The following is a 25045-nucleotide window of genomic DNA, read 5'->3' as shown; positions in this document are numbered from 1 at the left end:
CTCACCTCATCTTTTCTTTAGATCGTTTAAGAGGTTGGATCTGTCTGTATGTAAAAGCTCGCCAGATCCACTCCAATAACCCGTACCGAAAGACCTTCAACCAAAGGAAGCTTCCAAAGACTTGAAGTGTGTAAATGACGACGACAAGAACCACGTTCCACACGGGAGAAACATCACCATACAATCCTAAACCTACACCGTAAAAGAGTAGGAAACATAATACAGATTGGAAGATATAATTACTTAGTGAAAGTTTCCCAACATATTGAAACGGGATTAAAAGTTTTTCTTTTTTGTTCCAAAGGAGCGTTGTCATCGTCATGTAAAAGATTGCTGAAGCTGTTCCGCCAATATTATCCTGCGCAGTACTAAACCACTCAGGATTCCCATACAAGTATGGTCCGATTTTAAAAACGACAAATAGAATGAAACTTATTCCCCCTATTTGCTTGAGCGTTTTCTCATGCGTTATGGGTTCGTGCAGCCATCGCTTCTTAGCAGCAATGACACCAAGTACCATCACAGGCCATATTGATGCCGCCAAAAATACCCACTGGTACACAGAAGCGTATACGAGTTGCCATGTTTCCCAGTTTTCTGACCAAATCGAAAGCAAACTTTCTGACTGATAAGCAGCAAATGCTTTATCAATAAGAAACTGATTCGCCTGCCCAAGCTGATCGCGAAAACTGTAATACCCAAAAGTGACATACGTCGTGAATACCAACAAGATCGCAAGCGCCAACCAACTCATTACTTTAACAGACCATTTCAGCATTGGAAGAAGCAAGAATCCCAACACACCGTATGTTAATAAAATATCACCATACCAGATCAAGATCCCATGAATAAGACCAAACACAATTAAGACACTCAACCTACGTGTAAGCACTCTTGAATAGTGAAGACCCTTACCTTCTAAGCTTTCCTTCATCATATACAAACCAAATCCAAATAAGAACGAAAAAAGCGTATAAAAGCTTGCCTGGAAGAACATATCAACACCCGACTGAACAACCTCGTTCAGCTGGCCTGTCCAAGCCTCTTCCCCACCAAACATAAAGTATGGAGCGTTAAATGAAGGCATGTTTACCATAAAAATTCCGAATATCGCTAATCCTCTTGCCGCATCAATCCACGGCAATCGCTCACCCTTCACGAATTCCCACCTCCTAATCATCAATGTACCTTAACTTTACGTTAACCTCGCCGGTAGAAGCAATTCTTTTTAGACGATTAACACGTTCTCTCTCCTCTCTCATAAACTAATCATAAAGGAGGTATGCCTATGCCAGCTCAGGTGGGAGCCGTTAAGGTAGTAAACATTTCAGGCTCTGCGATATTTAATATCGGCGATGTCTACGCCATGGCTCCCCAGAGTTCCGCGAAAACCTTTGCTGGGGGTGGATCCTTTAACACAGGTGATGGCATTCATATTGATTTATCTGAATCCACTACAACGGTTTATGATCAAGATGTGGTTGACCAATCTACAATCGACGACATTGAACAATAAGGAGGAACGGCTATGAATTACACGATCCATCAGTCTATTAATATTCACTTTTTAAAAGTGGGATCTGTATCTAACTCCTCAGTTTTTCAAATTGGTAGTGCAGGCGTTATCCAGGCGCGCTCTAGCCTTTACAATACAGGCGGTTATACTGAACCTGCTGAGGAAGCTGAGCCGGTTGGAGAAGAACCAACAGGAGGTACAGGAGGAGAAGAAGGAGCCCCCCTTGTTCCTCTATCGATATCCTAACCTTCACACTTTCCCAGAATGATGCATAGAGTATTCTAGGTAAATGCCTAGAAAGGGGGAGATCAAGTGCAGTATATGGATTCATGGACCCAGTATTTAGAGAAACTTCACAAGCTTGTTGAATCGCAGACAGAGAAAATGAAGGAGTTAGAGAGGCGAGTTGGAGAGCTTGAGAAGAAGGCAGAAGAAAACCAGCGCCCATCGACCAATATCGAAAAAATCGAATACAACTTTGATCAACTAAAGATCGAAACCCTGGAAGGGACGCTTAATATTGGCTTAACCCCCCAGAACGGAAAAGACTTTGGTATTGAAGACCTCGCTATAGAAGAAAAGCCGTTTCCTCCAAAATTAAGCGGCAGTCAGGCCGTTAAAGATAAGATTATTAATGATTTACAAAATTACCTAACCAATCAAGGACCACGCGATCTTCAACAAATTGCAGGACAATACGGACGTCATTATGATTCAACATACCAGCAATTCATTCTGCAAGATATACAAAAACAACTTGATGACCGCGTCTCCCATTACCTTGAGCAAGCAAATGCGTCGAACGGGATGATGGACGACGCAAAGATCCAATCTATTTCCCAACAGGTCAAACAAGAAATCTATGAATCCCTCCATCATTTCATCCAAAACCAAAGCCACAAAGGAGATGAACCGGGTGAAGTTTGAAGTGCATAACTGCGGACTAAATGTGGGGAACATCAGAGTCCAAGGTGTTTCCTCATCTTCTGTTTTTTTAATTGGGGACAATGAATCGATTGCCCTCTCGTCTATCTTTGACACACCACCTGAATCTGTAATCGTCGGACCTCTTGTCCCCCTCACAGAACGAAAGCGTAAGAAAGACAAGAGAGAAAAAGATGTATAAACGTACTTCGTGTGTGAATCAAGTAAAAATCAACTCACTTACGCTTAGTTCCATTTTTGAAATTGGGGATGCAGAAGAAGCAACACCTCGCTCCAGGGCCTTAGCTGTTCAAAAGGAAGGCGCCTTATTCACAGATCGAGACTTCCCATTCAGCGACTTTCCCATCTATTCAGCCCAACTACCCGGCTTTGATCGTCAACTTATGATCGATCAAACAAGAGTACCGTGCGATCCCTATATCCACGTAGACTCCATTCATATTGAAGGGGTGTCTTCTGCATCCGTCTTTCAAATCGGTAACCTCGATCACATTGAATCCGAAGTCCGCATTAAACATTTCCGTATTTTAAAAGAAGAAGATGACGAACAATAAGGCATAGGGTGCATACCCTATGAAGAGAGACTTCTTATAAGGAAGGTGATCATCATGCCATCCATTGTCGGACCTATAAAGATTAACAGCGTAGGCGGAGGCGTTATTAACTTTGGAGATTCATTCTACATTTCTCCAAAAAGCTCCTCAAAATCAAATACTGGTTCAGGAAGTGCCAACACGGGTGACTTCATCAATACAAACAACGGCATTAGCTCAACGAACCCATTTGATCCCGATGGCGTTGACCAGCCAACAGTTGCCACCTAGATGGGTAAAGACGAAATTACATGATGTAATTTCGTCTTTATTTGTTAATCAAACTGGGAGAACGTTTCCGTTAACCTTGATTGAGAGGAAGGAGGGCCTGGAAACCACTCGCTTTCCTGTGGGGAGCTGGTGAGCCTCCTCAGCCGGCTCTGCCGGCCTCCGGGGTCTCACCTAGGCTCTTCTGCCCACGGGAGTCTCGCAGTTTCCAGGCCCTCCTTTTCCATATTTGGAGAAACGGAAACGCACCATATTTGGGCGCTAAAAACTTAAGAGCGTTTGTGGGCGTCCGTCCCTCCCCTTAATCACAAGGGAATGTGCCTATCAAACCCTGAAATAAATAAGATAAACGTACCGCGAATCATAGCAGGAGAGCTCTCTTCTTCCACAAATCGCACGTTTCCGTTCACTCTAATTTTGAAAAGGAAACACGCCAAGGGGATTAATCCTCCCCTCCCTCAAGCACCAGCTGTGGGGCCGTTTCTCCAACTTCTGATAAGGGGTGTCTGGGGAACGGGGAGACTCCTACGGGAGAAAGAGGTCGACGAGACCCCGGAGCGAACGGAGTGAGTGAGGAGGCTCGACAGCTCGCCCGTGGAAAGCGAGTCGTTCCCCAGACACCCCTTGCTCTCAATAACATAACGGCCCCAGCCACAAAATTGAGCAAAAAAACGGCCAAAGAGTTTCCTCCTTGGCCGTTTTACTGGTTATTTTTTGCGGTTGGCTTTCTTAATCGTAATTTTCTTTTGTGGATCTTGTTTCTTTACCCATTTAATATATTTCTCCATATCAGGATGGTCACGTAGGCGTTCGATCGTGTTGTAAAATCCAGCTAATTCTGCATTGGTGAATAATGCATGAATTTGCTTGTGACAGGCTTTGCACAATTCAGCGGTTGGGCCTTCTGCGCCTCCGTACTGCCTCGGTACTAAGTGGTGCTCGGTTGTTTCTATAGGACCACGTCCACATAACTCACACGATTCCTGCTGGGCCATTTCATCACCTCTCGTCTACTCGTGTTAACAACGATGCATCAAAGAAATACAGGTACTGGGCTGTAATGGGTCTCTGCCAAATACGACTTAATGCTTCTGCATAAAGAGAGAGCTGGGTTCTGTAGCGCTCTTTTAACGACTCTTCACTTTGCCCTTCTTGAATTTTATCGGTTTTATAATCAAGAATGACCCACCCGTTCTCACCAGGGATGATACAATCGATGACACCTTGGACAAATACTTTCTCATCAGTTTCTTCTGTCCAGTCCGCATACACTTCGTGAGCGGGTAACGTCAAGGTAAACGGCACTTCGCGATGGACTTCTGCAGAATTCATAATCATCTCGCCCATTTCGCTTTCAAAGAATGCTTCGATGGCTTCCACGTTAATCGCATCGGCTTCCTCTCTTGTGAGGTGTTCTTTTTCTACGTAAAGTTCCACATACTCTTCAATTTCAGCGGCTGTTAATTTCCTTATAAACGGCAAGAGCTGCATGACCGTGTGCATGGCGCTACCTGCTTCCGCTGCTGTTAAGGAGCGGTTTTCCTGCATAAAGCGAGGACGCTGAACTATGGGTGCCTTGAATTCACGAATTAACGAGTCGGCACTATATTCATCAGGTACTTCACGCTGACGCTTCAGTTCTGTCACCGACTGCTTTGCACGATGGTGGATCGCATTTTGGTGCGGGTAAATAAAGGACAAGCGCCGGTTTACTTCTTCCTCTTCACCTCTTGTTTCATCCACCTGCTTCCACTCTCGAATCGCTTCTTCTAGTGCTTCACTTTGTTTCTCTTCCACGCGATTTGGATTCGCATACGCACTGCTATGAAGAAAACTAACGCGCCACGTGGATTCATCGTTCACAATGGCTTCAGGTACACGCATGATTGAACCAGCACCACGCAATTCCTCATTTTGCTCATGGCGAATAAGGGCCGGAGCTACCCAATCTAAATAAGACTTCGATTCTAACCTATAATGAGCCGGGAGTACCCAGTGTGGATGTTCGACCCATTCTCGCCATTTATCAAGCTTCTTCTCAAGAGAAGCCACGTTCCCAATCATAACGAGCTTTTCCTTCGCACGTGTTAACGCTACATACAACACGCGCATCTCCTCAGCAAGGAGCTCACGCTGCTTCTCTTTTTTCAAAGCATGGTAGGCAAGCGTCGGATACATGATCCGCTTCTCTGGATCTATAAACTTACTTCCGAAACCATGATCCTTATGGAGTAAGTATTTCGACATTAAGTCCTGTTGGTTGAATTGTTTATCCATACCACCAAGCAGAACGGCTGGAAACTCAAGACCTTTACTCTTGTGTATGGTCATAATACGGACGACGTCCTCTTGCTCACCAAGAGCTTTCGCTGCACCGAGGTCTTCTCCTCGCTCTTCAATTCGTTCAATAAAACGAAGGAAGCGGAACAAACCTCTGAACGATGTAGCTTCATAACTGCGCGAACGGTCATAGAGAGCACGAAGGTTAGCCTGACGTTGACGTCCGCCCGGAATGCCTCCAACAAAGTCATAGTAACCGGTTTCCCTATAAACTTGCCAAATCAGCTCTGATAAAGACCCTTGCCTTGCCCGTACCCGCCACGTTTCAAGCCTCATAAGGAAATGTTCGACTTTTTCAATTAAGCTAGCGTCATCCCCTACACGCTTGTAAGCTTTTAGAGCTTCATAATAAGACGCTTTCCGCTTTGCTAAACGAACATTTGTAAGCTCATCCTCGTTCAATCCAACAATCGGAGAGCGAAGGACAGAGGCAAGCGGAATATCTTGTCTAGGATTATCGATCACTTTCAAGAGACTTATCATGATTTTGATTTCAATCGCTTCAAAATATCCGGAAGACAACTCAGCATAAACTGGGATCCCTTGTTGCTTTAGCTCTTCAACAATGGTCGGCGCCCATGTCATGGAACGCATGAGGATCACGATATCGCGGAATTGGATACTTCGCTTCATCCCAGTCGCTTTATCCACAACCTGAAGCGCATCTTCATCGCCGTGGCCAAGCCATTGTTTAATCTTTTGGGCATAAGCACGAGCTTCAATTTGAGCTTTTTCAAGATCCTGAAAGCCTTCTTCTCCCGCTTCAAGTTCAGAAGGATCTTCAGGTGCCTGCCGGTCAATGACCATCAATTCTGCATCAGCATCCGTTGAAGTCAGTTCATCGTAAATCGTATTGCTATAAATAAGCTCGGCATCTTTGTCATACGTCATCTCTCCAACTTCTTCATCAAGAAGCTGACGGAAAATATAGTTCGTCCCGTGAAGAACTTCCTTTCGACTACGGAAGTTACGCGCTAAGTCAATGCGTTCTGAAGGATGGTCTTGTGCCGCGAATTCTTTATATTTTTGTAAGAACAGCGTCGGTTCAGCGTGACGGAAGCGATAAATACTTTGCTTTACGTCTCCTACCATGAAGAGATTCCCCGCATGCTCCCCATCTGTCACCATTCGTAAAATGGTTTCTTGAACAAGGTTCGTATCCTGATATTCGTCTACTAACAGTTCCGTGAACTGAGACTGGTACCCCTTCGCTACTTCTGAAGGTTGAATATCCCCAGGTGTCGACTCATCATCCATCAACACTTGTAAGCAGTAGTGTTCAAGGTCGGCAAAGTCAACAAGTGCTTGCTCTTTCTTCTTCTTTTGGAAACGTTCGTGAAACTCTTTCACAAGCACCATAAGCTGGTCAACAACAGGGGCAAGTGTCTGCATATCACCTAAATGAGCAGCAAGAGAACGAGCAAACCAATCCTCTTTAAGAGAAGTAAAGCGTTTCTTGTAGCGGTCACGAAGTGCCTTCACCTGATCTTTTAACTCATCAGAACACTCAACCTTTTTACGAGACAGGGCTTTAAATCCACCTGAATTCTCCATGAACTGCTGGAGGTCGTGCCAGGAAATGTCCACGAGACCTAGTGCGTTTTGCATTTTCTCCCGGTCGTCATCAATAGCTTCAGCATAATGATAAGGACCATCAGGCTCACGGGTCAGGTTCAGGGCTTGTTCTGAATCAGCAAACATGGCTGTAAGCTGACTTTTCACTTCACGTTTTAAAATATTAAGCCACTCAATATCCTCTTCAGGTGTATCTTCTGAAACGTGATACATCGCAGAAACTTTCTCCATCCACGTCTCTGGCCACGGATTTTGCATGGCGAAGTTATACACAGAAAGCATGAGCGATTCAACTTCCTGGTCACTCCTGTCCCCTGAGAAGCGATTGACCACTTCAAAGAAAGCATCCCGTTCTTCTCCGTCTTTCCCGTACCATTCTTCAAACAGATCCTCTAAGATCTCCTGACGAATAAGGTCTCCCTCTACTTCATCAGCAATCCGAAACTGAGGGTCTAAATCAAGCTGATAAGCGTAACGGCGTACGACGTCTAAACAGAAAGAGTGAAGCGTCGAGATGGAGGCGCGCTGCAAGAGTGAAAGTTGTTTCTTCAAATGCATGGAGCCAGGGTTCTCTTCAAGAGCTTTCTCCAGAGCTTCCCCTACACGGTTTCTCATTTCCTGTGCAGCGGCATTGGTGAATGTCACAACAAGCAAGGTATCAATGTCTGTTGGGTTATCCTGATTCAAGAGTTTCTGAATAATACGTTCAACGAGAACAGCGGTTTTCCCTGATCCGGCAGCTGCTGATACGAGAACGTCTTTCCCACTTGTGTATATGGCTTGTTCTTGTTCTGGTGTCCAGGATGGCATTATTCATCATCCTCCTCTTGCTTCACAATTTGTTGCAATATATCTTCATCCTTCATTGGCTTTATCGTTCGGTACTGGTTCTCTTCAAGCGTCGGGTCGAATTGACAAACAGAACGGAATTCACAGAATGTACAAGCGACCTGCTGATTCTTCTGGAATGGATTTAAATCGACTTTTCCGTTTGTAATCGATTCACCTGCAGATTTCATCATATCTCGTACATAACTTTGCAAGTGCTTGAATGCTGCTTCTTCTGCCGTCTGCGACCCTTTCCGGAACCCGCCGGCCTTCTTTAAACCAGCCGGCACAATCTTACTCATTCCAGTGTCTAAATTCGTATCCATCATCTTCACGATTTGCTCATCTTCTACAAGAAGTCCTTGCATCTTAAACTTCTTAAAGAGCTCGTCTTGAATTTCCGTGTCTTTAAGAAGCTGAGAGCCTGAAATCATTGGGTTATGCACGTGGAAATATAACACCCCAGCAGGAGTTGCCTGTGTACCAAGCCACGTGTCTGAATGGGAAAGCACCACGTCTAAATACGCGAGCATCTGCAAAGCCAAGCCGTAGTATACTTCAACAAGATCAAGCCCCTTCGCACTAGACTTATAATCAATAATTCGAAGTAAAAGCCCTTCGTCTCCTTGAGCACGGTCCACTCGGTCAATCCGTCCTCTTAGCATTAACTCAAACCCATTCGCAAGATCGAGCGTCATCGGCGGAATCTTATCTTCAGGGCCAAAACCGACCTCTAGCCCTACTGGCGCAAACTGACTTTGTTTGGCTTGTTCACTTAGCATGTATGCGGCACGCGCCACTACGTCTTGCAGTTTCTGTTGAATGTACTGATAACGATTTGAGCTATAAAGAATCTGATGCTGCAGAATAGGTGAAAGTTCGTGAACAGCTCTTTTTGCATACTGGTTCGTATCACTTTCCGTAATGCTATTCCATTCGCGTCCTTCAACCTGAATCCACTCGGTAATTTGTTTCAAAGCTTCGTGGAATAACTGTCCAATATCTGGTGCATCAAGCTTGTAGACAGACCGTTCTTGTAAACCTAGCCCATATTTCGCAAAATGCTGATACGAACATCGATAGTACGTCTCTAAACGTGAAACACTTGCTTTCACTTGTTTCGGATACAAGTCATCCGTTGTATTACGTCCTAAGTTAGATGGTGTATTCTTATAGAATAAGCTTAATAGGACACGCTTCGTATCAATTGAATTGGTGTCATGAGCGATAAACCAATCGAGCACATCCCACCAAATATCTTTCATCGGATACCCTCGCAGGTAACGAGAAAGCTGTGCCGTTAAAACAGAACGTGTTTTCTGAGGAGTTGTAATGAATCGCTCCGTCTCCTCGTGATCGTCGCCCTCTTCAAGGAGCGATTTCTCTTCACAATATGGGAATAATTCCTTCATACGTTTTACCATAGAAGACGGAACCTTCGCCTTCCCTTCCTCGTTACTAAGGGGATAACTTACCCATAAGTAGTCAGAAGCTGCCGTGAAGGCAAGATACACGTAAAAATGATCATCAAGAAGCTGACGTTTGCTGCTATCGGCAAGCTGGACACCATGTTCAGACAGCAATTCTCGCTCTTGTTCTGAAATCATCCCTTCGGCTTGAGGCTTCATCGGCCACAAGCCTTCATTTACTCCGAGAAGAAACGCACTCTTAATCCCTGTAATACGTGAGCGATCTACGCTTCCGACAATGACATGATCCATGCTAGGTGGGACATGGGAGAAATCTAATGATTCGAGCCCCGTCTCCATCGTTGTTCGGTAAAGCTGTAATGAAATCTTATCGTTACCGATCATCTCAACCATCTCATCAAATAGTCCAATGACCGCATCCCATACTTGTTCTTGTTCGCGGGACTTCTCAATTTGACCACGTTCGTCATACCAATCGCGCCAATGATCTAACGTACTTGGTACCCGCAGTTCTTCTAGCCACTGAAACAAGACTTGAGAACGTTCTTTAACGGTAGATGCTTCCCGAATTTGTTCATCGAAAGGAAGAAGGATCTTTACGACCTGGTTGCGAAGGCGATTAATGCGCTCTTCTTTCTTCTTCTCTTCATCCGTCTGAGATAAATGATCAAACCCTCTGAAGCGCTGAAATCTCCAAGGCTCTTCACTAATCCAGCGTTTTTTCGTCCTGACACCATACTCGAGGCAATAATTCTCAAGTTCATCAATGGCATCCTGAGTAAGCGGATGCTCTCTGTCGCCTAAAGGGAAGAAGTCTGTTTTTAATAAGCGAAATATAGCCTCATAGCGCCAGTTCCCTTCAATAACATCAAGGGCTGACCTTACCAATTCAACGAGGGGATGATTTAGCATCGTCCGCTTCTCATCGATAAAGACCGGAATGCGGTAATCCTCAAAGACGGTTTGAATGAGATCATGATAGACGTCAGGCTCACGAATTAAAACCGCCATATCTTGATAGCGGTACCCCTTATCACGCACAAGCTCCATAATTTCCTGGGCGACCCCTTCAACTTCAGCACGAGGATGGACCGCTTGGGCTACCGTAATCGGAGCCTTATCTTGATACCCTGGGGCTGGTCTCGTTGTAAAATAATGCTCAAGATGTTCAAACGCCGGTCTACGCTCAAATCGACCTTCGCCGCCATAAACATATTTCACCTCGTCAACCGGAACATTTACTTCTTGTGCCGTACGTTCTAAGTCTTGGAACGTGTGAGCGGTCTGATGGAAGAGATCAAGTTCATCAATCTCTCCGTAGCGAGGCTGATCTAACGTAAGAGCAATCGTTACACGTTTCGCTTTCTTCATAAGAGCTTGCAACACTACAAGTTCTTGAGGCGTGAACCTGTGGAAGCCATCTAAATAAATTTCAGCTCCATTTAATGAATCAGCTTCCTCGATCTTCTCAGCAAGAAGCTGAAGTTGGTCCTCACTATCAATATATTGTTCCCGAAGGGCCATCATAAGCTGTTCGTATATGTACGATAAGTCTTCTAATTTATGCTGCAGAGCCTCTTCACCAGGGTATGGATGTTTATAATCTCCCATGGAGCCAATGTATTCATTTAACGAATCAGGCGTAATCCGATACCGCTTAAATTCTGTGATCATCGTTTCTAGTTGTTCAATAAACCCTTGCTTTTCGATCGCCTTTTGAAACACATTCCAGTCTGATTTTCGTTCTTCAGTGATTTTACGAAGCATCATTTGAACGCCTGTAGAGCTAATCATTTTCTTCGTTCCCCCACCTGTTTCCTGAAGCACACGCCAAGCAAGACGGGAGAAGCTAAATACTTGTGCACGAATACTCCCTTCAATTCCTTCCTGCTTCAAAAGAGCATATTCCTGCTGGAACGTCATCTGATCAGGAACCATATAAAGAATGGGAGCCCCTTGAGGGGATTCTTTCAAACTTTCTCTTATTTCTTCAAGACACTGTGTACTCTTCCCAGCACCAGCTCTTCCTAATAAAAATCGTATACTCATTCCTTACCTCCACTCCATGAACGTTTTTTAGAGTTTTGCATACAGTACGACTACGATTGTATAGAGGAGTGATCCCTTGCTAAAACCAAAGCTAATGGCAGGCGCTTTAGTCTTTACCGGTATCTTCATCGCAAGCAACCTCTACACCATGCTTCCTCTCCATTCAGAAATCGCACAGTTGTACGGTGTGTCCGACTCCGTAGTGTCTCTAGCCAGTTCAATGTTTATTTTCCCTTATGCGGTCGGATTGTTCTTCTTCGGGATGCTCGCTGACAAATTGCCTCACAAAAAAGTCCTTCTAAGCGGTATGACGGCTCTTGCCATTGTCACTTTACTCGTTGGACTTATGCCGACCTTTTGGCTGTTTATCATTCTGCGCGCTGCTCAAGGGGTCCTTGCTGCAAGTTTCGCACCCACTGCATTTGCCTATTCCTTCGAACACTTTGAAGGCAAAGAGCAAGCCTTCGTCATCGCGATGATTAATACGGGCTTTTTGTTCGCTGGGATCTTTGGGCAAATGATCGCAGTTGAACTAGCTAGTTATGGATCGTATCATACGGTCTTTTTTGGCTTTTGCATCCTATATGTCATCTGCTTATTGTTTTTGAAACAATTTCTAGTTCCCTCAAAACCCAAAACCTTTCAAACGTTATTTTCATTATCTCCTATTTTATCATTTTTTCAGTTCAGACCCTTGCAAAAACTATATGGAATTACCTTTTTCCTTCTTTTCACCGTCATGTTGTTTTACGGAAGCTTTGAATGGTTAATTGCCCGAGGAGAAATTGATATACCCTTTTCCCTGCAAGGTTTCCGGGTAATTGGACTAATCGGAATTGGCCCTGCCTTCTTCGCAGGCCCACTGCAGCAACGCTACGGAGCACCATTTGTATTAGGCATGAGCCTTCTTGCAGTTACAATCGGCTTTTCTCTTCCATTACTGGTTCTCAATACATGGACACTTCTAGCCGCTTCCATCTTCATGATTGCCTCTACTTCCTTAACCATCCCAATGGTCATCTTGCTCGTTGGACAATGCAGCCAACAAGCACGCGCTAGTGCGGTGTCGATATACTCATTCACACTATTAACAGGCGCTAGCATCGGAAGCTTAGGAGCAGCCATTGTCCCTTTCCAAGCCGTGCTCATCAGTTGTGCAGTATTGTATATGGGCTTGGCTTATATAAGCTTTCGGATAAAAGTTAGTTTGGATAGGGCCGTCATATAATTTAGTGGTAGGGGTGTCTGGGGAACGGCCATGCAGCTTAAGAGCGACAGAAGTTAGAGGTCAGCTATATATAGTATGTTTCCACTTCTCTCAATTTGGCAAAGGTGGGCCTGGAAACTGCGAGACTCCCGTGGGCAGAAGAGCCAGTCTAGTTCCGGCGTGGAGGACCTAGCGTGATAAGTCATCTTTTTTACAAAGGCTAGTCGCCTTTTCCAAAAAGCTGTCTTATCCGTACGGTCCTAGGCACCACGCCTGCACTTTTCAATCTAGGTGAGACCCCGGAGCCCGGCTCTGCCGGGTGAGGAGGCTCACCAGCTCCCCACAGGAAAGCGAGTGGTTTCCAGGCCCACCTTACTCTCAATCAAAGCTAAAGGAAACATTCTCTCAACTTGGAATGTCCCACAATAGCCCACAAAAAAGAGCACTCTAGCCAGGGGCTAATGGGAGTGCTCTTCTATGTTCTATATGATGTTTATGACTCATCTACCCTCTAAAATTTAAGAGCTAGCTTATTAATCGGCCAGTAGCGAACATCCACTTTTCCTACAATCGTATCAATAGGGACAAAGCCAAAATAGCGACTGTCTAAACTTTCTCTTCGGTTATCTCCCATTACGAAAATATGGCCTTCTGGTACTTCTTTAGCTCCCTCCTCAATTTCCTCGAGGGTGAAGGATTCAGTTAACGGCTTTCCATCATTGACCCGATAAGGATCTAGGTAGGGCTCGTCTATCTTTTCTCCGTTTAAATATAATGTATCATCTTCATACCGAATGGTGTCACCAGGTAAACCAATTACACGTTTCACGTAATCTTCTTTTTCATTGGCATGAAAGACAATTACGTCCGTATGATTGACATCCTGTAAATCATAAACCACTTTATTGACCATTAATAGATTCCCATCGAAAAGCGTGGGTTGCATGGATTCCCCTTCAACTACATAGCTTGCAAACAAAAACGAACGAAACATAAGAGCGAGAACAATAGCAAATACAATGGTCCGAAGCCATCTCCAGGCACTTTTCATATTCATGATTTCTCCTCCAGAAGTGTACTACTATCATTCTACCCATATTCGTTTTCGCCTAATCGTTTGCGCTTACGTTTTCATGAGAACGTTGTTGCAATTTGCGTTCAATCACCTTTCCGATTACCCAAAAGATTGCTATACAGATTCCTACTACTACAGTTTTCATAGGTTTCTGAGCAAATTCCGTAATGCTGTGACCTACATAAGAGATCGTAAAGATCATTACCGCTTTCCCCATAACGACAGCTAACACAAACTGCTGAAAGCTCACTTTCGACAATGCCCCGACGACATTTATAATAGCGGATGGAGAAAACGGGAAACACATTAACAAGAATAAGGGACCAAATCCGTGACGCTCAAGCCATGAGGTTACACGCTGCACTTGCTTATTCCGTCTTATAAACTGAAAGAATTTCTTCTCTCCAAGCTTTCGAATTACCCAAAAGACAAATACCGCACCAAGAACTGCTCCAAGCCAGGAAAATAAAAACCCCTTCAATAATCCGTATGCGATCGAGTTCCCTACCACAAAAATAAACAAAGGTAGAAAAGGTAAAATTGCCTCTAACAAAGGAAGCAAGATTCCTGGTAATGGACCTAACGCTTCATATTCTTGCAGCAACTGCATAATAAAATCATCAAACGTATCGTTTTTAATCATTTCTTTTAGCGCTTCATAATCTAAGTCTTGAATATTCATCCATCTGACTCCTAACAGAGATATAAACTCACACCGACTCTTCCGTCTCCATACGACTTTTTTATCCTATTCACCTTTCTATTATAAATGGTAGCCACATCGTTGTGAAAAGAAACCCATTCCCCGGGCTTTAAGTATGTTTTTTTTCAACATGGAGACCATTTCCATCATACACCTATTTGTTTCTTCATAAAATTACGTTATAATAGAACATATGTTCTCATTACAGGAGGGAACGAACATGCGGTACTTAAGTGAAGAAGATCGAGAACTCGCCTCAAGGTTTCTCTTCTTATCCATGGCTATACTCGTAATTGAAAAAGACATCCACACGATTGAGCAAGGTTCTTTCAAAATTAAAGAACCGTATATGGAATTATTGAGAAAGATGGCCCATAAGGCAAAATCAGAACGAAGATATCTGAGAGGAATTATGAAATCACGTCAACTGGACGTCATGCTTTTATCAAAAAATGAATCCTTCTCCTCCTATCTTTTTGTATCAGGAGGTCATGAAGAAAAAAGAAATTACTTTAATCCTGCGATCCGTAAACATGTAGAAACCATTATGTATGAACTCATGCGCAAAGTGCTTCAACCTTCCCAAGGGAAATTAGCCTCAAGCGGTATGGAAGACTTGCCATAGTTATCCCCATTTTCTCCTCAAATAAAGGAGACGCCAAAAAGCGTCTCCTTCTCATTTTTCTTATGATTTTGGATGAAACATAACTGATTCAGCAACATGATCAAAACTAGGCTTCGTCACATACTGAAGCCGCTCATTCAATTTATAGCGGAACTGTGCTGTGCGCTGAATTTGGTTCCAAATCGTCCCCTTTGACACGTCCAATATTACAGATCGTTGGTTTTTGAAGACTAAGCGCGTTTGCTGATGACCTGCTGCTTCGATTACATCAACATGGGAGTGAGCGACCCAGGAGCAATACACATTTTGAGGGGAAATAGTTGGGAAGAAATACATGCCACTCATTGGATCAATGGCAATCGGGGCTTTGTGTGTAATACCAGTAACATCTCTCGTACCAGCTTGTCGTCCTTTCAGGCTTGACCCAAAGTATTTACAAGCATGATCAATCATGCGCTTTGGAGATTGATTGACATAAAAAGATTCCTCTCCCTCCATAACAAGTGAGATAATCTTTCCATCTGCCCGTTCATCAGCCAAAATCGCTTGCGTAAACGGAGAAACTTCAAACCTATCTTTCCACATATCCATACATTCATCCTCTCTTCTAAATTAAGGTGCTCCTTCATTATACTAAAATTATCCAAAATAGAAGGGGATAAATGAAAATCAGACAGAAATTGAATTTCTGCATGGCCCTATATGGTAAAAATTTCTGTTATACTAAAAACTACACCCCTATTTGATGAGAATCTGTGGGCACATCCCACTCATCCACATCCTTAACATGAAATAAGAACCCATCATCATTCATACCAAAATCCGGATTTAGTGCCGTGTTAATCTCAAGCTCCGTAAGAGGGCTTTCTTCCATAACGCGCACCTCCTTCCTCTCCCTCTTAGGTTGCGCGATCCAAAAACAATTAACCAAATTGGAGTGACACAAAATGTGGTGGAATAAGAAAAAGAAGAAACAAGAACAGCTTGAAATAAAGGATTTACCGCTCTCACAAGTACGAAAAGCGATCCATGAATTCACAGATCATTTGCCTGACGGAGTCGAATTACGTACCGTCATCAACGAAGACCTCACACTCGATTACAATCTCTTAGCCCCTTACCTTAAAGGCATCCCTAAGAACACGTACTACATGTCTAAAGAAACGTACGAACTATTTGAAGAAAAAGATCATCAGCTCGCCCTCGACCTTGATCATATCCAACGTGCGGTCGATCATTACATCAAGCAAAACAAGGAACTTCCGATTATTGAAAACGACCCGTACTTTAAAGTGAATTACTTCAAACTCGAAAAAGCCGGCCTCATACACGAAAGACCAGAACGAGATTTTTATATTACCGATGACGAACACATGATTACGTACAAGCGCCCGGAGAAATAGAATTTCTGTCATGAGATGGTCCGTTACGATACAAGTGCTTGGGCTGGCTGTGGGACAACTCGCTTTCCTCCGGAGAGCCGGGAAGCCTCCTCGTTCGCTACGCATAGTTTGAAAAGATATGAACGGTACCAGTTACCTTTCATTACCAATCTTAAAAATATCTATAAAGAACTTTTTATGTATAAACTCATCCATTAAGGGATAACCTTTATAACATCTAGCTCCATTCGTATTATAGCTCTGGTCTGGGTTGTTTATTCTTAAACAGGTACCCGACTAACCTAAGACGTTACGAATTGGAGCTATTTTACGTTTATAAAACTCTTTTTACCAACCCTCTTTAACGCAAACCACAACCCTTCGCACCTTCTTCATCACAAAAAGACCACCCATAAAACTAATAGCCCCTATTACCCCAAAGTATATATAAAACAATCAACAGAAAACTCCATAAAGTTTCCCACCTTTTTAGAACAAACAGCATGTCTATAAGTCTCCAAAACGATAAACTCGCTCTTTTTAATGTGTATTGATCCCTTAATTTCTAAGCTGTTCCTCGGGTCCATTCCCCAGCAACCCCATGCACTTCTGAACATAACGGTCCCCACATGGCCACACCACAAATCAAAAAAAGCATAAAAAAAGGGCCAATGCGATCGAGGCATTGGCCAAAAAGAGACGACTGGTTAACTTTTGAGTGAGGGAATTACTTGTGAACGATTAGTCCATGACGACAAACCTCGTTCACTTTGCATGTAAGCTCAACAACAAACATGCAACAAGACGCCATAAACGAGCCCCGAGATTTGAGAGACAACGAATGTCCTACAAAAGTGCGGTGTCGTTTAATTTGTCTTGAGTCTATTTTAATATAATCTTAGTCAAAAGTAACCGAAAAACATTTGCGGTATCACGCAACCGTTTGCGGTTTTCACATAATATTCCAACAATTATACCCCGGGCGGTTAAAAGAACAGAACCTTTTCTATGTAAATTTTTTTCATTTTTATAAATGATTTACAAGTTATAATAATATAACGAATTATAAAAATCAATTGTTCCGCTCCTGTTGTTCCATTTCACTTTGAATACGCTCAATCCTTTCTCCAAGCGGTGGATGAGTATATCGAAGCCAAACAATCCATTTATATGGGGAGAGGTCGCTTTTTGATTCCTTGGCTAAGGCCTGATAACTTTCAAGGGCTGGTTGCAAATCATCCGTATGCTCAATAGCATAACGGTCCGCTGCACGTTCCATAACCCTCGAAACATACAAGTTTATTGGTTGGGTGGCAAACATTAGTAGCGTGACAACCAACAACAAAATCGGCACACTGCGAAGATCAGAACGTTCACGTAAACCGAGACGCTCCTTCCCATTTCGATAGACAAACGAATAAATGCGAGCAAGGCTCCATAAAAGTACAAAACTCAATAACAAATAGCCAGCTACCCCTATATAAACATGGTGTTTCACATAGTGAGCAATTTCGTGAGCCAGGATAAATAAGACTTCATTTTGACTCATCCCATTTAGCATTGTATCCCATAATACAATTCGCTTCTGCCCGCCTATTCCGGTCACATAGGCGTTGAAAGTCCTTGTCTTCTCACTCATATTCACTTGAAAAATATGATCCTCCTCAATCCCTGCTTCACCAGCTAGTTCTACTATAGAATCTTTTAAGCTTCCTGCTTCAAGCGATGTAAAATCTTCAAATAAGGGATCAATCCAGATCGGCTGCACATAAATGATGAAAAAAGCGATCGGGAGAGAAGTCAGCCACAAAACAAGCCACCATTTATGCGGGAACTTCGAGACAATACTGCGAAAGACCGCAATCAATACCGCTATTACCACAATAAAAAGCGCGCTTTGGATACACCATTCCACCAGCCAATCTCCTATGGGCTGATGACTAATTGAAGCAGCTTTAGCCATGGTATAACCAATTCCATCAAGGGGGAAAGCAATGAGTTGAAGAGCAGTCATAAATACAACACCAAAGACAAAAGATTGGATCCATTTCTTCTTAAACCGGTTTTCTATACGGTCCAAGATTCCTTTGTGCCAGTCCATTATGATAAAAGACATCAAAACGATCCACGGGAACGTTAATTGGGTGAATGAATAGGCATGACGGTAAGCTGCATATCTAGAATCAGCGTACGTATCCAGTTCATAAAACCAACCAAAGTAGATCCATAACACGACTAAAAAGAAAACATAAACTCCAAGTAACTTCTTCAAAACATCCTCTCCCATTCTAAACTCTATTGTACAAACATCAGTCCAAAAAATTCAAATTGTTGCCATAATATTGTAACCAGTTGTTCACCTAAACCCCTATTACCACCGTAGTTACTCTTGTAATATAAAAGTAAGCAGAACGGTTACAGGGGGAATGGATATGAAAAAGAAATGGTATATTGTCTTTATTTCTTTATTAGTGATTGGAATCGGCCTTGGAATCTCATATTTACAATTTTGGCGTGACGCAGGGGTACAACTACCTACAGATGTGCGTATGAATACCGCACAAGGTGAAGAATACAACATGGCTTCTATGGATGAAAAAGTGCGTATTGTTGAATTTATGTACACCAAGTGCCCGGATGTATGTCCACTCACCACCCAACGTATGATGCATTTAAAAGAACAGTTTAAAGACGACGGAGTATACGGAGATCAAGTTGAATTTGTCACCATCACCATCGACCCGGAAGATGATACAAATGAACGCCTACAACAGTATATGAAAAGCTTTGGCGCAGAAGAAGACCCGTCCTGGATCTTTTTAAGAGGATCAGTAGAAGACACCAAAAAATTAGCAGAACCTTTCCGTTTCCTATTCAAAGATAACGGCACAGACTACCTTGTCCACACATCTTACGCTTACCTCCTCGACAAGGACAATTACCTCGTTGGCAAATTCCCAATGGGCGAAGCCTTTAACAAAGATCAAGTGTACAACACCGTAATGGACCTAGTGAACTAACCTCGAAAGGGTCATTTTCCTTGTTGGAAAATGACCCTTTTTTCAATTCTGAAGGGTAGGAGCTGAGACATCTAATGTGGATGGGACCGTTATGCTTATTGAGTGGTTGGGGTGTCTGGGGAACGACTCGCTTTCCACGGGCAAGCTGTCGAGCCTCCTCGTTCGCTAGCGCTCTCTGTGGGGTCTCGCCTACCTTTTCTTCCCGTAGGAGTCTCCCCGTTCCCCAGACACCCCTGCCTTATATTGTAGTAACGGACCCGCTTCTTTAGCCTTGAAAGGTGAAATACAGGTCCATGATCCCCCCTGCAGCATGTTTTCGTTTCTTCTAATACGGAAAAGGTGGGTCTGGAAACTGCGAGACTCCCGTGGGCAGAAGAGCCTAGGTGAGACCCCGGAGACCGGCTTTGCCGGTTGAGGAGGCTCACCAGCTCCCCACAGGAAAGCGAGTGGTTTCCAGACCCACCTTACGCTCAATCTAAGCAAACGGAAACATTCTCTCAGTATGTATCCTTGCTCATGTTTGTCAACGTTTCGGGGATGATAAGGAGCAGCATATTGGTAAGGGAGTTTTGGCAGATGGAGCTACAGAGCTTTAAGGGGTCATGGTTTATAAATACGAAAGGAGACCTCTTGTCAGGTACTGTTGTGGCGCTTGCGCTTGTGCCAGAGGCGATTGCTTTTTCTATTATTGCAGGGGTCGATCCGATGGTTGGGTTGTACGCTTCTTTTATCATAGCAGTGGTGATCGCTTTCGTTGGTGGACGTCCTGGGATGATTTCTGGTGCTACTGGGGCTATGGCTTTACTCATGGTCGATCTTGTTGCCGGTTACGGTCTTTCTTATTTATTGGCAGCAACCATACTAACAGGGATTTTACAAATCGCGTTTGGTATAGCCAAGCTTGCTCGGTTCATGAGGTTTATTCCTCGTTCTGTTATGGTCGGGTTTGTGAATGTTCTGGCTATTCTGATTTTTACGGCTCAACTCGAACACTTCTCAGGGGCTGGGTGGGTGATGTATGCGATGGTCATTGGGACGCTAGCTATTATTTATCTGTTGCCTCGTGTAAGTACGGCCGTTCCTTCTGCACTCGTTGCAATTGTTGTCATTACTGCGATCGCATTCCTTACAAATACGACGGTCAGTACTGTGGGAGATATGGGTGAAATTACGAAGGCCTTTCCTTCCTTCTTCCTCCCTGCTGTTCCACTTACATTTGAAACGCTACGTATTATTTTTCCTTATGCGCTTGGATTATCTATTGTCGGCCTCGTTGAATCGCTTTTAACCGCTAGCATTGTCGATGAATCAACCGGTACCTATAGCAACAAGAACCAAGAATCAAAAGGTCAAGGAATCGCCAATATTATAACAGGATGTTTCGGCGGCATGGCAGGATGTGCGATGATTGGTCAATCCGTCATTAACGTCAAATCAGGCGGACGAGGAAGACTATCTTCCCTTACAGCTGGTGTTGTACATATCTTATTAATTGTATTCCTCGGAGATATCGTTTCCCAAATTCCGATGGCCGCACTAGTTGGCGTCATGATTATGGTGTCGGTTGGGACGTTTGACTGGAATTCCATTAAGACCATTCCGATTGTTCCGCTAACAGATAACATCGTGATGGTCGTCACAGTCGTAACCGTCATCCTTACCCATAATCTAGCGATCGGGGTATTAACCGGAATTCTGCTTAGTTCCATGTTCTTCGTCCATAAAATATCAAAAGTTCATGTGCGTCGTTCGATTCATGGAAGCCGAATGATGATCTACTTCAAAGGAGAACTGTTCTTTGCATCGGTTACGGATCTGTTTCATGAATTTGACTACACGATGGACGGAGCTAAAGAAGTGGTGCTTGATTTTAGTGAAGCTCGGATATGGGATGATTCCGCTGTCGCTGTACTTGATAAAATTGTGCGCCGCTTTGAAGAGCAAGGGATAAACGCATATATTATCGGGCTTAATAAACTAAGTTCAGACATAAATCAAAAATTAGCACGAAAATTAGATAACCATTAAGAGCTTGATTAAGCGAAACGAGTGCTTAAAAATGCTTTCTTACGTTCCCATAATAAAGATCTGCCCGTTTCATTCGAAATGGGCACATCTCCTTTCTTTCATAATTCTTGCAACAACGTTTTATCATCTGCCAAGGATTTACCACGAGCCTTTTGGAAGTCTTCTAGCAGGTCTGCCACGGTTAGCTTTTTCTTTTCTTCCAACTGTATAATCGTATGATTCCTCTCTCTCATTTCCTTCTAGTTACGTTTTATGTCGAACGGACCCACTATTTGACGGCCCTATTCACATTAGAACGGGTTCTTTTCAATAAAAAACGAGCATAAAACCCAAAATGGATTTCATACTCGTTTAGGACTTATTCGATTACTTCGAGGCGGCATTATTGCGTAACCCGGTCACGCAGGTTCTTTCTTAAGATTTTACCAGTTGTGTTCTTTGGTAGTTCTTCTAAGAATTCAATCACGGTTGGCAGTTTATACTTGGCTAAGTGCTCTTTACAGTAAGCCAGTAGCTGCTCCTCAGTAATAGCCTCATTCACAACTACAAAGGCTTGTACCGCTTCTCCGAGATTTGGGTCTGGGGCGCCTACTACGGCGACTTCTGTTACGTACGGGTGCTGATAGAGAACTTCTTCTACTTCACGCGGGTAGACGTTGTAGCCTCCTACGAGGATCATATCTTTCTTTCGGTCAACAATGTAGAAGTAGCCTTCCTCATCAACCTTAGCCATATCACCAGTGTAAAGCCAGCCATCACGTAACGTTACAGCTGTTTCTTCTGGGAGCTTGTAGTAGCCCTTCATGACGTTAGGTCCACGAACGACAAGTTCGCCTACTTCTCCGACAGGAACCTCATCTCCCAATTCATCTACTACCTTATTTTCTACGTTCCATATATTTTGCCCAATGGAACCAGCTTTTCTGGGACGATCGAGAGGGTTGAAACAGGTAACCGGAGAAGCCTCTGATAACCCATACCCTTCTGAAACAATGACCTGAAAGGCCTGCTCAAATTGCTTCAACAGTGCAACAGGCATAGAAGCCCCTCCCGAAATACACAAGCGTATACTTTCGAAGTCTGTTCTATGCGCCTCTCCTCCCTGAAGCAAATAGTTGTACATCGTAGGCACTCCTGCAAACACAGTAGCCTCTTCATCGTTCGCCACCTTAAACACGTCCTCTGGAGAGAACTTTGGAAGGATTAAAACAGTTCCCCCGTTCATAAGAGGAGCGTTTAAAGCTACGGTGAAGCAAAATACATGAAACATAGGAAGAGTCGCAATGACTTTATCTTCAGGACTATACTTCAAGTAATCAGCTACATCCTTGGCATTAGAGAAAACATTCTTATGGGTAAGCATTGCTCCCTTTGGCTTCCCTGTCGTGCCAGACGTATACAAGATGATCGCAACGTCTTCATCATCAATCGTCGGTCTCTCCAGTGAAAGTTCAGCTGTCCTTATCAAACCTGTAAACGATTTCATTTTATCGTTTAACAATTCCTGAGCATTTGAGACATCTGCCCCTGTGTCTCCCACGATATAGTGGTGAATCTCTGGAAAGTCTGAAGCCAAAGCCAAGAACTTGTCCATAAACAAATCCATTGTAATAACACCTTTTACATCGCCATTCTTTAAAATGTACCGCATCTCTTCCACTGTATAAATCGGATTAATCGGGATGACTGTAAGTCCCAAACGCAAAGCCCCATATAAGCCTATAACATAATAAGGGCTATTTCCCGATACAAGTGCAATATGATCCCCTTTTTCATACCCTAACTCTTTCAAACTGGACGCAAACTTCGTAACTGCACCTTCTAACTCCATGTAGCTCGTTTTCTCACCTTGAAAAATGTAAGCCGTCTTTGATGGATTCCCTTTTGCTGTTATCGACAGTTGATCACTTATGTTCAAAAAAGCCCACTCCCCTTCATCATGAATGAATAGTCATTCATTTTTAAGTAAAAAAACAGTCACACTTATTATAAAATACTGACAATTTTTGAGCAAGCCTATACTTTTATAATCTATAAGATTAAATGCCCCGTATAAAGTGGTATAGCTTAAATGGAGAAAACAAGGAGGTAGTATTGCTATGAGTCAGGAACAGCAGCAAGCTAACGCTCAAACCCAAAACAAAGAAGACTACGTTGACCTAAAAGTTGGCAAGCATGATTTATTTTTCAAGAAGCCTTATCAAATCCTTTATACATTAAACGACTTTCTACTGGGTCTTTGGTTCCTTATCGGGAGTATTTGCTTTTATTTTGAAGGGGCTGTTAAGACTTGGGGGGTTACATTATTCGTCTTAGGAAGCTTTCAACTATTAATCAGGCCCTCTATTCGCCTGGCACACCGGATTCATTTAAAAAAATACTACAGGGAAGAATATGAACAAAAGCAAGAATAAAACCGCTTGAGCACCGATCCCAAGCGGTTTTATTCGTTTTAGTAGATTAATGATAAGAAATCTTCTTTTGAAATGCGTCCAAGATAATGTGAAATGTCTAGGTCCTGAATCGCTTCGTCAATGGCGCTACGCTCATAGCGTGTGCCAATTAAGCGATTTTCAATTTCACTTACATCGCCTACACCGAAGAAGTCACCATATATTTTCGCGTTTTCGATCATACCTTTTTTCACATCAAGACGTACATCAACTGTACCTCCGTCGAAACGATGGGAATGTTGGATATTTGATGCTGGGGATTTCCCATAGTTCCAATCCCACTGCTGGTAACGCTCTTCTGAAAGAGCGTAAATGTTCTTCCAGTCTTCTTCTGTAAGTTTATATTGAGGTACATCTTCTACATTTTCCACATCGAAAATATAACGAAGAATCATCGCTTTAAAGTCTTCCATTGATAGATCTTCTGTTACGTATTCTGAAATATTGGCTACACGGCTTCGGATTGATTTTATTCCCTTAGAACGGATTTTTTCTGATTTCACACGTAAAGCCGAAACAACGTTTTCAATCTCTGAATCAAACATTAATGTCCCGTGGCTAAACATTCGGCCTTTGGTAGAGAACTGAGCATTCCCTGAAATTTTACGGCCATCTTCTAGCTGGATATCATTACGCCCTGATAGCTCTGCCTTAACACCAAGTTTCTGTAAAGCATCTGTTACAGGCTTTGTGAACTTAGCAAAGTCATTAAAGCTGTTCCCATCATCTTTCGTTAAGAAGCTAAAGTTCAAGTTCCCAAGATCATGGTACACAGCCCCGCCACCAGAAAGGCGTCGAACGACATGAATACCATTGTTCTCTACATAATCAGTGTTAATCTCTTCAATGGTATTCTGGTTCTTACCAATGATAATAGAAGGCTCATTGATATAGAACAGCAGGTAGCTTGTTTCATCATCAATCTCTAAATTCTTAAGTACATATTCTTCGATCGCTAAGTTAATGCGCGGATCGTTAATTCCCTCATGGTCTACAAAAAGCATCATAGTCTGTTCCTCCTATTCGTCTCTATCGACTTTATTGTAAT

Annotated in this window: 24 protein-coding genes; 12 read left to right on the top strand and 12 right to left on the bottom strand. The window is 43.2% G+C overall.

Annotation, left to right across the window (positions count from 1 at the left end; translation table 11 throughout):
- Nucleotide 1 precedes the first annotated feature (1 nt).
- The gene (locus IMZ31_RS04115; RefSeq protein ID WP_242705635.1) at nucleotides 2–1159 is read right to left on the bottom strand and encodes a DUF418 domain-containing protein; all 1158 of its coding nucleotides are present in this window, start codon (nucleotides 1157–1159) and stop codon (nucleotides 2–4) included.
- Nucleotides 1160–1288: 129 nt separating this feature from the next.
- Between IMZ31_RS04115 and IMZ31_RS04110 the strand changes: the two genes are divergently transcribed.
- The 6 genes from IMZ31_RS04110 (at nucleotide 1289) to IMZ31_RS04085 (ending at nucleotide 3285) form a co-directional block, all read left to right on the top strand.
- The gene (locus IMZ31_RS04110) at nucleotides 1289–1516 is read left to right on the top strand and encodes a spore germination protein (protein WP_207529336.1); all 228 of its coding nucleotides are present in this window, start codon (nucleotides 1289–1291) and stop codon (nucleotides 1514–1516) included.
- 12 nt (nucleotides 1517–1528) lie between these two features.
- The gene (locus tag IMZ31_RS04105) at nucleotides 1529–1762 is read left to right on the top strand and encodes a spore germination protein GerPB (RefSeq protein WP_207529335.1); all 234 of its coding nucleotides are present in this window, start codon (nucleotides 1529–1531) and stop codon (nucleotides 1760–1762) included.
- Nucleotides 1763–1837: 75 nt separating this feature from the next.
- Nucleotides 1838–2443, top strand: coding sequence for a spore germination protein GerPC (gene gerPC, locus IMZ31_RS04100; RefSeq protein WP_242705702.1), 606 nt, complete (start codon nucleotides 1838–1840; stop codon nucleotides 2441–2443).
- Nucleotides 2424–2642 carry a spore gernimation protein GerPD gene (locus IMZ31_RS04095; RefSeq protein ID WP_207529333.1) on the top strand — a complete coding sequence of 73 codons (219 nt, stop codon included), beginning with the start codon at nucleotides 2424–2426 and terminating at the stop codon, nucleotides 2640–2642. The genes gerPC and IMZ31_RS04095 overlap by 20 nt, the downstream gene beginning before the upstream one ends.
- Nucleotides 2635–3015 carry a spore germination protein GerPE gene (locus IMZ31_RS04090; protein ID WP_207529332.1) on the top strand — a complete coding sequence of 127 codons (381 nt, stop codon included), beginning with the start codon at nucleotides 2635–2637 and terminating at the stop codon, nucleotides 3013–3015. Before IMZ31_RS04095 ends, IMZ31_RS04090 begins: the two co-directional genes overlap by 8 nt.
- 54 nt (nucleotides 3016–3069) lie before the next feature.
- A complete protein-coding gene (locus tag IMZ31_RS04085; protein WP_036785040.1) occupies nucleotides 3070–3285 on the top strand; it encodes a spore germination protein in 216 nt (71 codons plus the stop codon).
- Between the two features lie 704 nt (nucleotides 3286–3989).
- Here the strand turns inward: IMZ31_RS04085 and IMZ31_RS04080 are convergent.
- Genes IMZ31_RS04080 through addB form a run of 3 tightly spaced genes read right to left on the bottom strand, consistent with a single transcriptional unit; the run spans nucleotide 3990 to nucleotide 11504 of the window.
- Complete coding sequence (locus IMZ31_RS04080) at nucleotides 3990–4277, bottom strand: hypothetical protein (protein ID WP_036785042.1); 288 nt, start codon at nucleotides 4275–4277, stop codon at nucleotides 3990–3992.
- A gap of 4 nt (nucleotides 4278–4281) precedes the next feature.
- Nucleotides 4282–8007 (bottom strand): helicase-exonuclease AddAB subunit AddA, encoded by a 3726-nt coding sequence (gene addA / locus IMZ31_RS04075; RefSeq protein WP_207529331.1) that lies wholly within the window; start codon nucleotides 8005–8007, stop codon nucleotides 4282–4284.
- Entirely contained in the window at nucleotides 8007–11504 is a 3498-nt protein-coding gene (gene addB, locus IMZ31_RS04070) for a helicase-exonuclease AddAB subunit AddB (protein ID WP_207529330.1), read from the bottom strand. Before addB ends, addA begins: the two co-directional genes overlap by 1 nt.
- 76 nt (nucleotides 11505–11580) lie before the next feature.
- Between addB and IMZ31_RS04065 the strand changes: the two genes are divergently transcribed.
- Entirely contained in the window at nucleotides 11581–12732 is a 1152-nt protein-coding gene (locus tag IMZ31_RS04065; protein WP_207529329.1) for an MFS transporter, read from the top strand.
- A 490-nt stretch (nucleotides 12733–13222) separates the two neighbouring features.
- Here IMZ31_RS04065 and lepB read toward each other — a convergent pair whose 3' ends face one another.
- Both lepB and IMZ31_RS04055 read right to left on the bottom strand, forming a co-directional pair.
- Nucleotides 13223–13768 (bottom strand): signal peptidase I, encoded by a 546-nt coding sequence (gene lepB / locus IMZ31_RS04060; protein ID WP_207529328.1) that lies wholly within the window; start codon nucleotides 13766–13768, stop codon nucleotides 13223–13225.
- Nucleotides 13769–13820: 52 nt separating this feature from the next.
- Complete coding sequence (locus tag IMZ31_RS04055; protein ID WP_207529327.1) at nucleotides 13821–14468, bottom strand: TVP38/TMEM64 family protein; 648 nt, start codon at nucleotides 14466–14468, stop codon at nucleotides 13821–13823.
- A gap of 241 nt (nucleotides 14469–14709) precedes the next feature.
- On the opposite strand from IMZ31_RS04055, the gene IMZ31_RS04050 reads away from it, so the two are divergent.
- Nucleotides 14710–15114, top strand: coding sequence for a YhjD family protein (locus tag IMZ31_RS04050; RefSeq protein WP_207529326.1), 405 nt, complete (start codon nucleotides 14710–14712; stop codon nucleotides 15112–15114).
- Between the two features lie 60 nt (nucleotides 15115–15174).
- On the opposite strand, the gene IMZ31_RS04045 is transcribed toward IMZ31_RS04050, so the two are convergent.
- Both IMZ31_RS04045 and IMZ31_RS04040 read right to left on the bottom strand, forming a co-directional pair.
- The gene (locus IMZ31_RS04045) at nucleotides 15175–15705 is read right to left on the bottom strand and encodes a competence protein ComK (protein WP_242705634.1); all 531 of its coding nucleotides are present in this window, start codon (nucleotides 15703–15705) and stop codon (nucleotides 15175–15177) included.
- 139 nt (nucleotides 15706–15844) lie between these two features.
- Nucleotides 15845–15988, bottom strand: a complete 144-nt coding sequence (locus IMZ31_RS04040; protein ID WP_207529325.1) for a hypothetical protein — start codon at nucleotides 15986–15988, stop codon at nucleotides 15845–15847.
- Nucleotides 15989–16061: 73 nt separating this feature from the next.
- Between IMZ31_RS04040 and IMZ31_RS04035 the strand changes: the two genes are divergently transcribed.
- Nucleotides 16062–16517: a DUF3939 domain-containing protein gene (locus IMZ31_RS04035; protein ID WP_207529324.1), complete on the top strand. Its 456-nt coding sequence runs from the start codon at nucleotides 16062–16064 to the stop codon at nucleotides 16515–16517.
- Nucleotides 16518–17568: 1051 nt separating this feature from the next.
- Here IMZ31_RS04035 and IMZ31_RS04030 read toward each other — a convergent pair.
- On the bottom strand, nucleotides 17569–18768 hold the full coding sequence (locus IMZ31_RS04030; protein WP_207529323.1) for a M48 family metallopeptidase: 1200 nt from the start codon (nucleotides 18766–18768) through the stop codon (nucleotides 17569–17571).
- 160 nt (nucleotides 18769–18928) lie between these two features.
- Here IMZ31_RS04030 and IMZ31_RS04025 point away from each other — a divergent pair, with 160 nt between their 5' ends.
- The gene (locus IMZ31_RS04025; RefSeq protein WP_207529322.1) at nucleotides 18929–19516 is read left to right on the top strand and encodes an SCO family protein; all 588 of its coding nucleotides are present in this window, start codon (nucleotides 18929–18931) and stop codon (nucleotides 19514–19516) included.
- Between the two features lie 576 nt (nucleotides 19517–20092).
- Nucleotides 20093–21544: a SulP family inorganic anion transporter gene (locus tag IMZ31_RS04020; RefSeq protein ID WP_207529321.1), complete on the top strand. Its 1452-nt coding sequence runs from the start codon at nucleotides 20093–20095 to the stop codon at nucleotides 21542–21544.
- A gap of 98 nt (nucleotides 21545–21642) precedes the next feature.
- Here the strand turns inward: IMZ31_RS04020 and IMZ31_RS24580 are convergent, their stop codons facing one another.
- A complete protein-coding gene (locus IMZ31_RS24580; protein ID WP_256438015.1) occupies nucleotides 21643–21777 on the bottom strand; it encodes a hypothetical protein in 135 nt (44 codons plus the stop codon).
- A 149-nt stretch (nucleotides 21778–21926) separates the two neighbouring features.
- Nucleotides 21927–23462 carry a fatty acid--CoA ligase family protein gene (locus tag IMZ31_RS04015; RefSeq protein ID WP_207529320.1) on the bottom strand — a complete coding sequence of 512 codons (1536 nt, stop codon included), beginning with the start codon at nucleotides 23460–23462 and terminating at the stop codon, nucleotides 21927–21929.
- Between the two features lie 181 nt (nucleotides 23463–23643).
- Here IMZ31_RS04015 and IMZ31_RS04010 point away from each other — a divergent pair, with 181 nt between their 5' ends.
- Entirely contained in the window at nucleotides 23644–23958 is a 315-nt protein-coding gene (locus tag IMZ31_RS04010; RefSeq protein WP_207529319.1) for a YrhK family protein, read from the top strand.
- Nucleotides 23959–23996: 38 nt separating this feature from the next.
- Here the strand turns inward: IMZ31_RS04010 and IMZ31_RS04005 are convergent, their stop codons facing one another.
- Nucleotides 23997–25001, bottom strand: a complete 1005-nt coding sequence (locus tag IMZ31_RS04005; protein ID WP_207530292.1) for a lipoate--protein ligase — start codon at nucleotides 24999–25001, stop codon at nucleotides 23997–23999.
- Nucleotides 25002–25045 lie beyond the last annotated feature (44 nt).

The sequence above is a fragment of the Pontibacillus sp. ALD_SL1 genome (assembly GCF_017355605.1).
The sequence above is the reverse complement of the archived record's forward strand: the minus strand, read 5'-3'. Positions and strand labels throughout refer to the sequence as shown.

Coding starts and splice junctions, on each gene's coding strand:
- IMZ31_RS04045 (WP_242705634.1), bottom strand. CDS start 15,705: ATGGATATGTGGAAAGATAGGTTTGAAGTTTCTCCGTTTACGCAAGCG.
- lepB (WP_207529328.1), bottom strand. CDS start 13,768: ATGAATATGAAAAGTGCCTGGAGATGGCTTCGGACCATTGTATTTGCT.
- IMZ31_RS24580 (WP_256438015.1), bottom strand. CDS start 21,777: ATGAGAGAGAGGAATCATACGATTATACAGTTGGAAGAAAAGAAAAAG.
- IMZ31_RS04080 (WP_036785042.1), bottom strand. CDS start 4,277: ATGGCCCAGCAGGAATCGTGTGAGTTATGTGGACGTGGTCCTATAGAA.
- addB (WP_207529330.1), bottom strand. CDS start 11,504: ATGAGTATACGATTTTTATTAGGAAGAGCTGGTGCTGGGAAGAGTACA.
- IMZ31_RS04105 (WP_207529335.1), top strand. CDS start 1,529: ATGAATTACACGATCCATCAGTCTATTAATATTCACTTTTTAAAAGTG.
- IMZ31_RS04085 (WP_036785040.1), top strand. CDS start 3,070: ATGCCATCCATTGTCGGACCTATAAAGATTAACAGCGTAGGCGGAGGC.
- IMZ31_RS04010 (WP_207529319.1), top strand. CDS start 23,644: ATGAGTCAGGAACAGCAGCAAGCTAACGCTCAAACCCAAAACAAAGAA.
- IMZ31_RS04090 (WP_207529332.1), top strand. CDS start 2,635: ATGTATAAACGTACTTCGTGTGTGAATCAAGTAAAAATCAACTCACTT.
- IMZ31_RS04040 (WP_207529325.1), bottom strand. CDS start 15,988: ATGGAAGAAAGCCCTCTTACGGAGCTTGAGATTAACACGGCACTAAAT.
- IMZ31_RS04110 (WP_207529336.1), top strand. CDS start 1,289: ATGCCAGCTCAGGTGGGAGCCGTTAAGGTAGTAAACATTTCAGGCTCT.
- IMZ31_RS04005 (WP_207530292.1), bottom strand. CDS start 25,001: ATGCTTTTTGTAGACCATGAGGGAATTAACGATCCGCGCATTAACTTA.
- IMZ31_RS04020 (WP_207529321.1), top strand. CDS start 20,093: ATGGAGCTACAGAGCTTTAAGGGGTCATGGTTTATAAATACGAAAGGA.
- IMZ31_RS04055 (WP_207529327.1), bottom strand. CDS start 14,468: ATGAATATTCAAGACTTAGATTATGAAGCGCTAAAAGAAATGATTAAA.
- gerPC (WP_242705702.1), top strand. CDS start 1,838: ATGGATTCATGGACCCAGTATTTAGAGAAACTTCACAAGCTTGTTGAA.
- IMZ31_RS04035 (WP_207529324.1), top strand. CDS start 16,062: ATGTGGTGGAATAAGAAAAAGAAGAAACAAGAACAGCTTGAAATAAAG.
- IMZ31_RS04025 (WP_207529322.1), top strand. CDS start 18,929: ATGAAAAAGAAATGGTATATTGTCTTTATTTCTTTATTAGTGATTGGA.
- addA (WP_207529331.1), bottom strand. CDS start 8,007: ATGCCATCCTGGACACCAGAACAAGAACAAGCCATATACACAAGTGGG.
- IMZ31_RS04050 (WP_207529326.1), top strand. CDS start 14,710: ATGCGGTACTTAAGTGAAGAAGATCGAGAACTCGCCTCAAGGTTTCTC.
- IMZ31_RS04095 (WP_207529333.1), top strand. CDS start 2,424: ATGAACCGGGTGAAGTTTGAAGTGCATAACTGCGGACTAAATGTGGGG.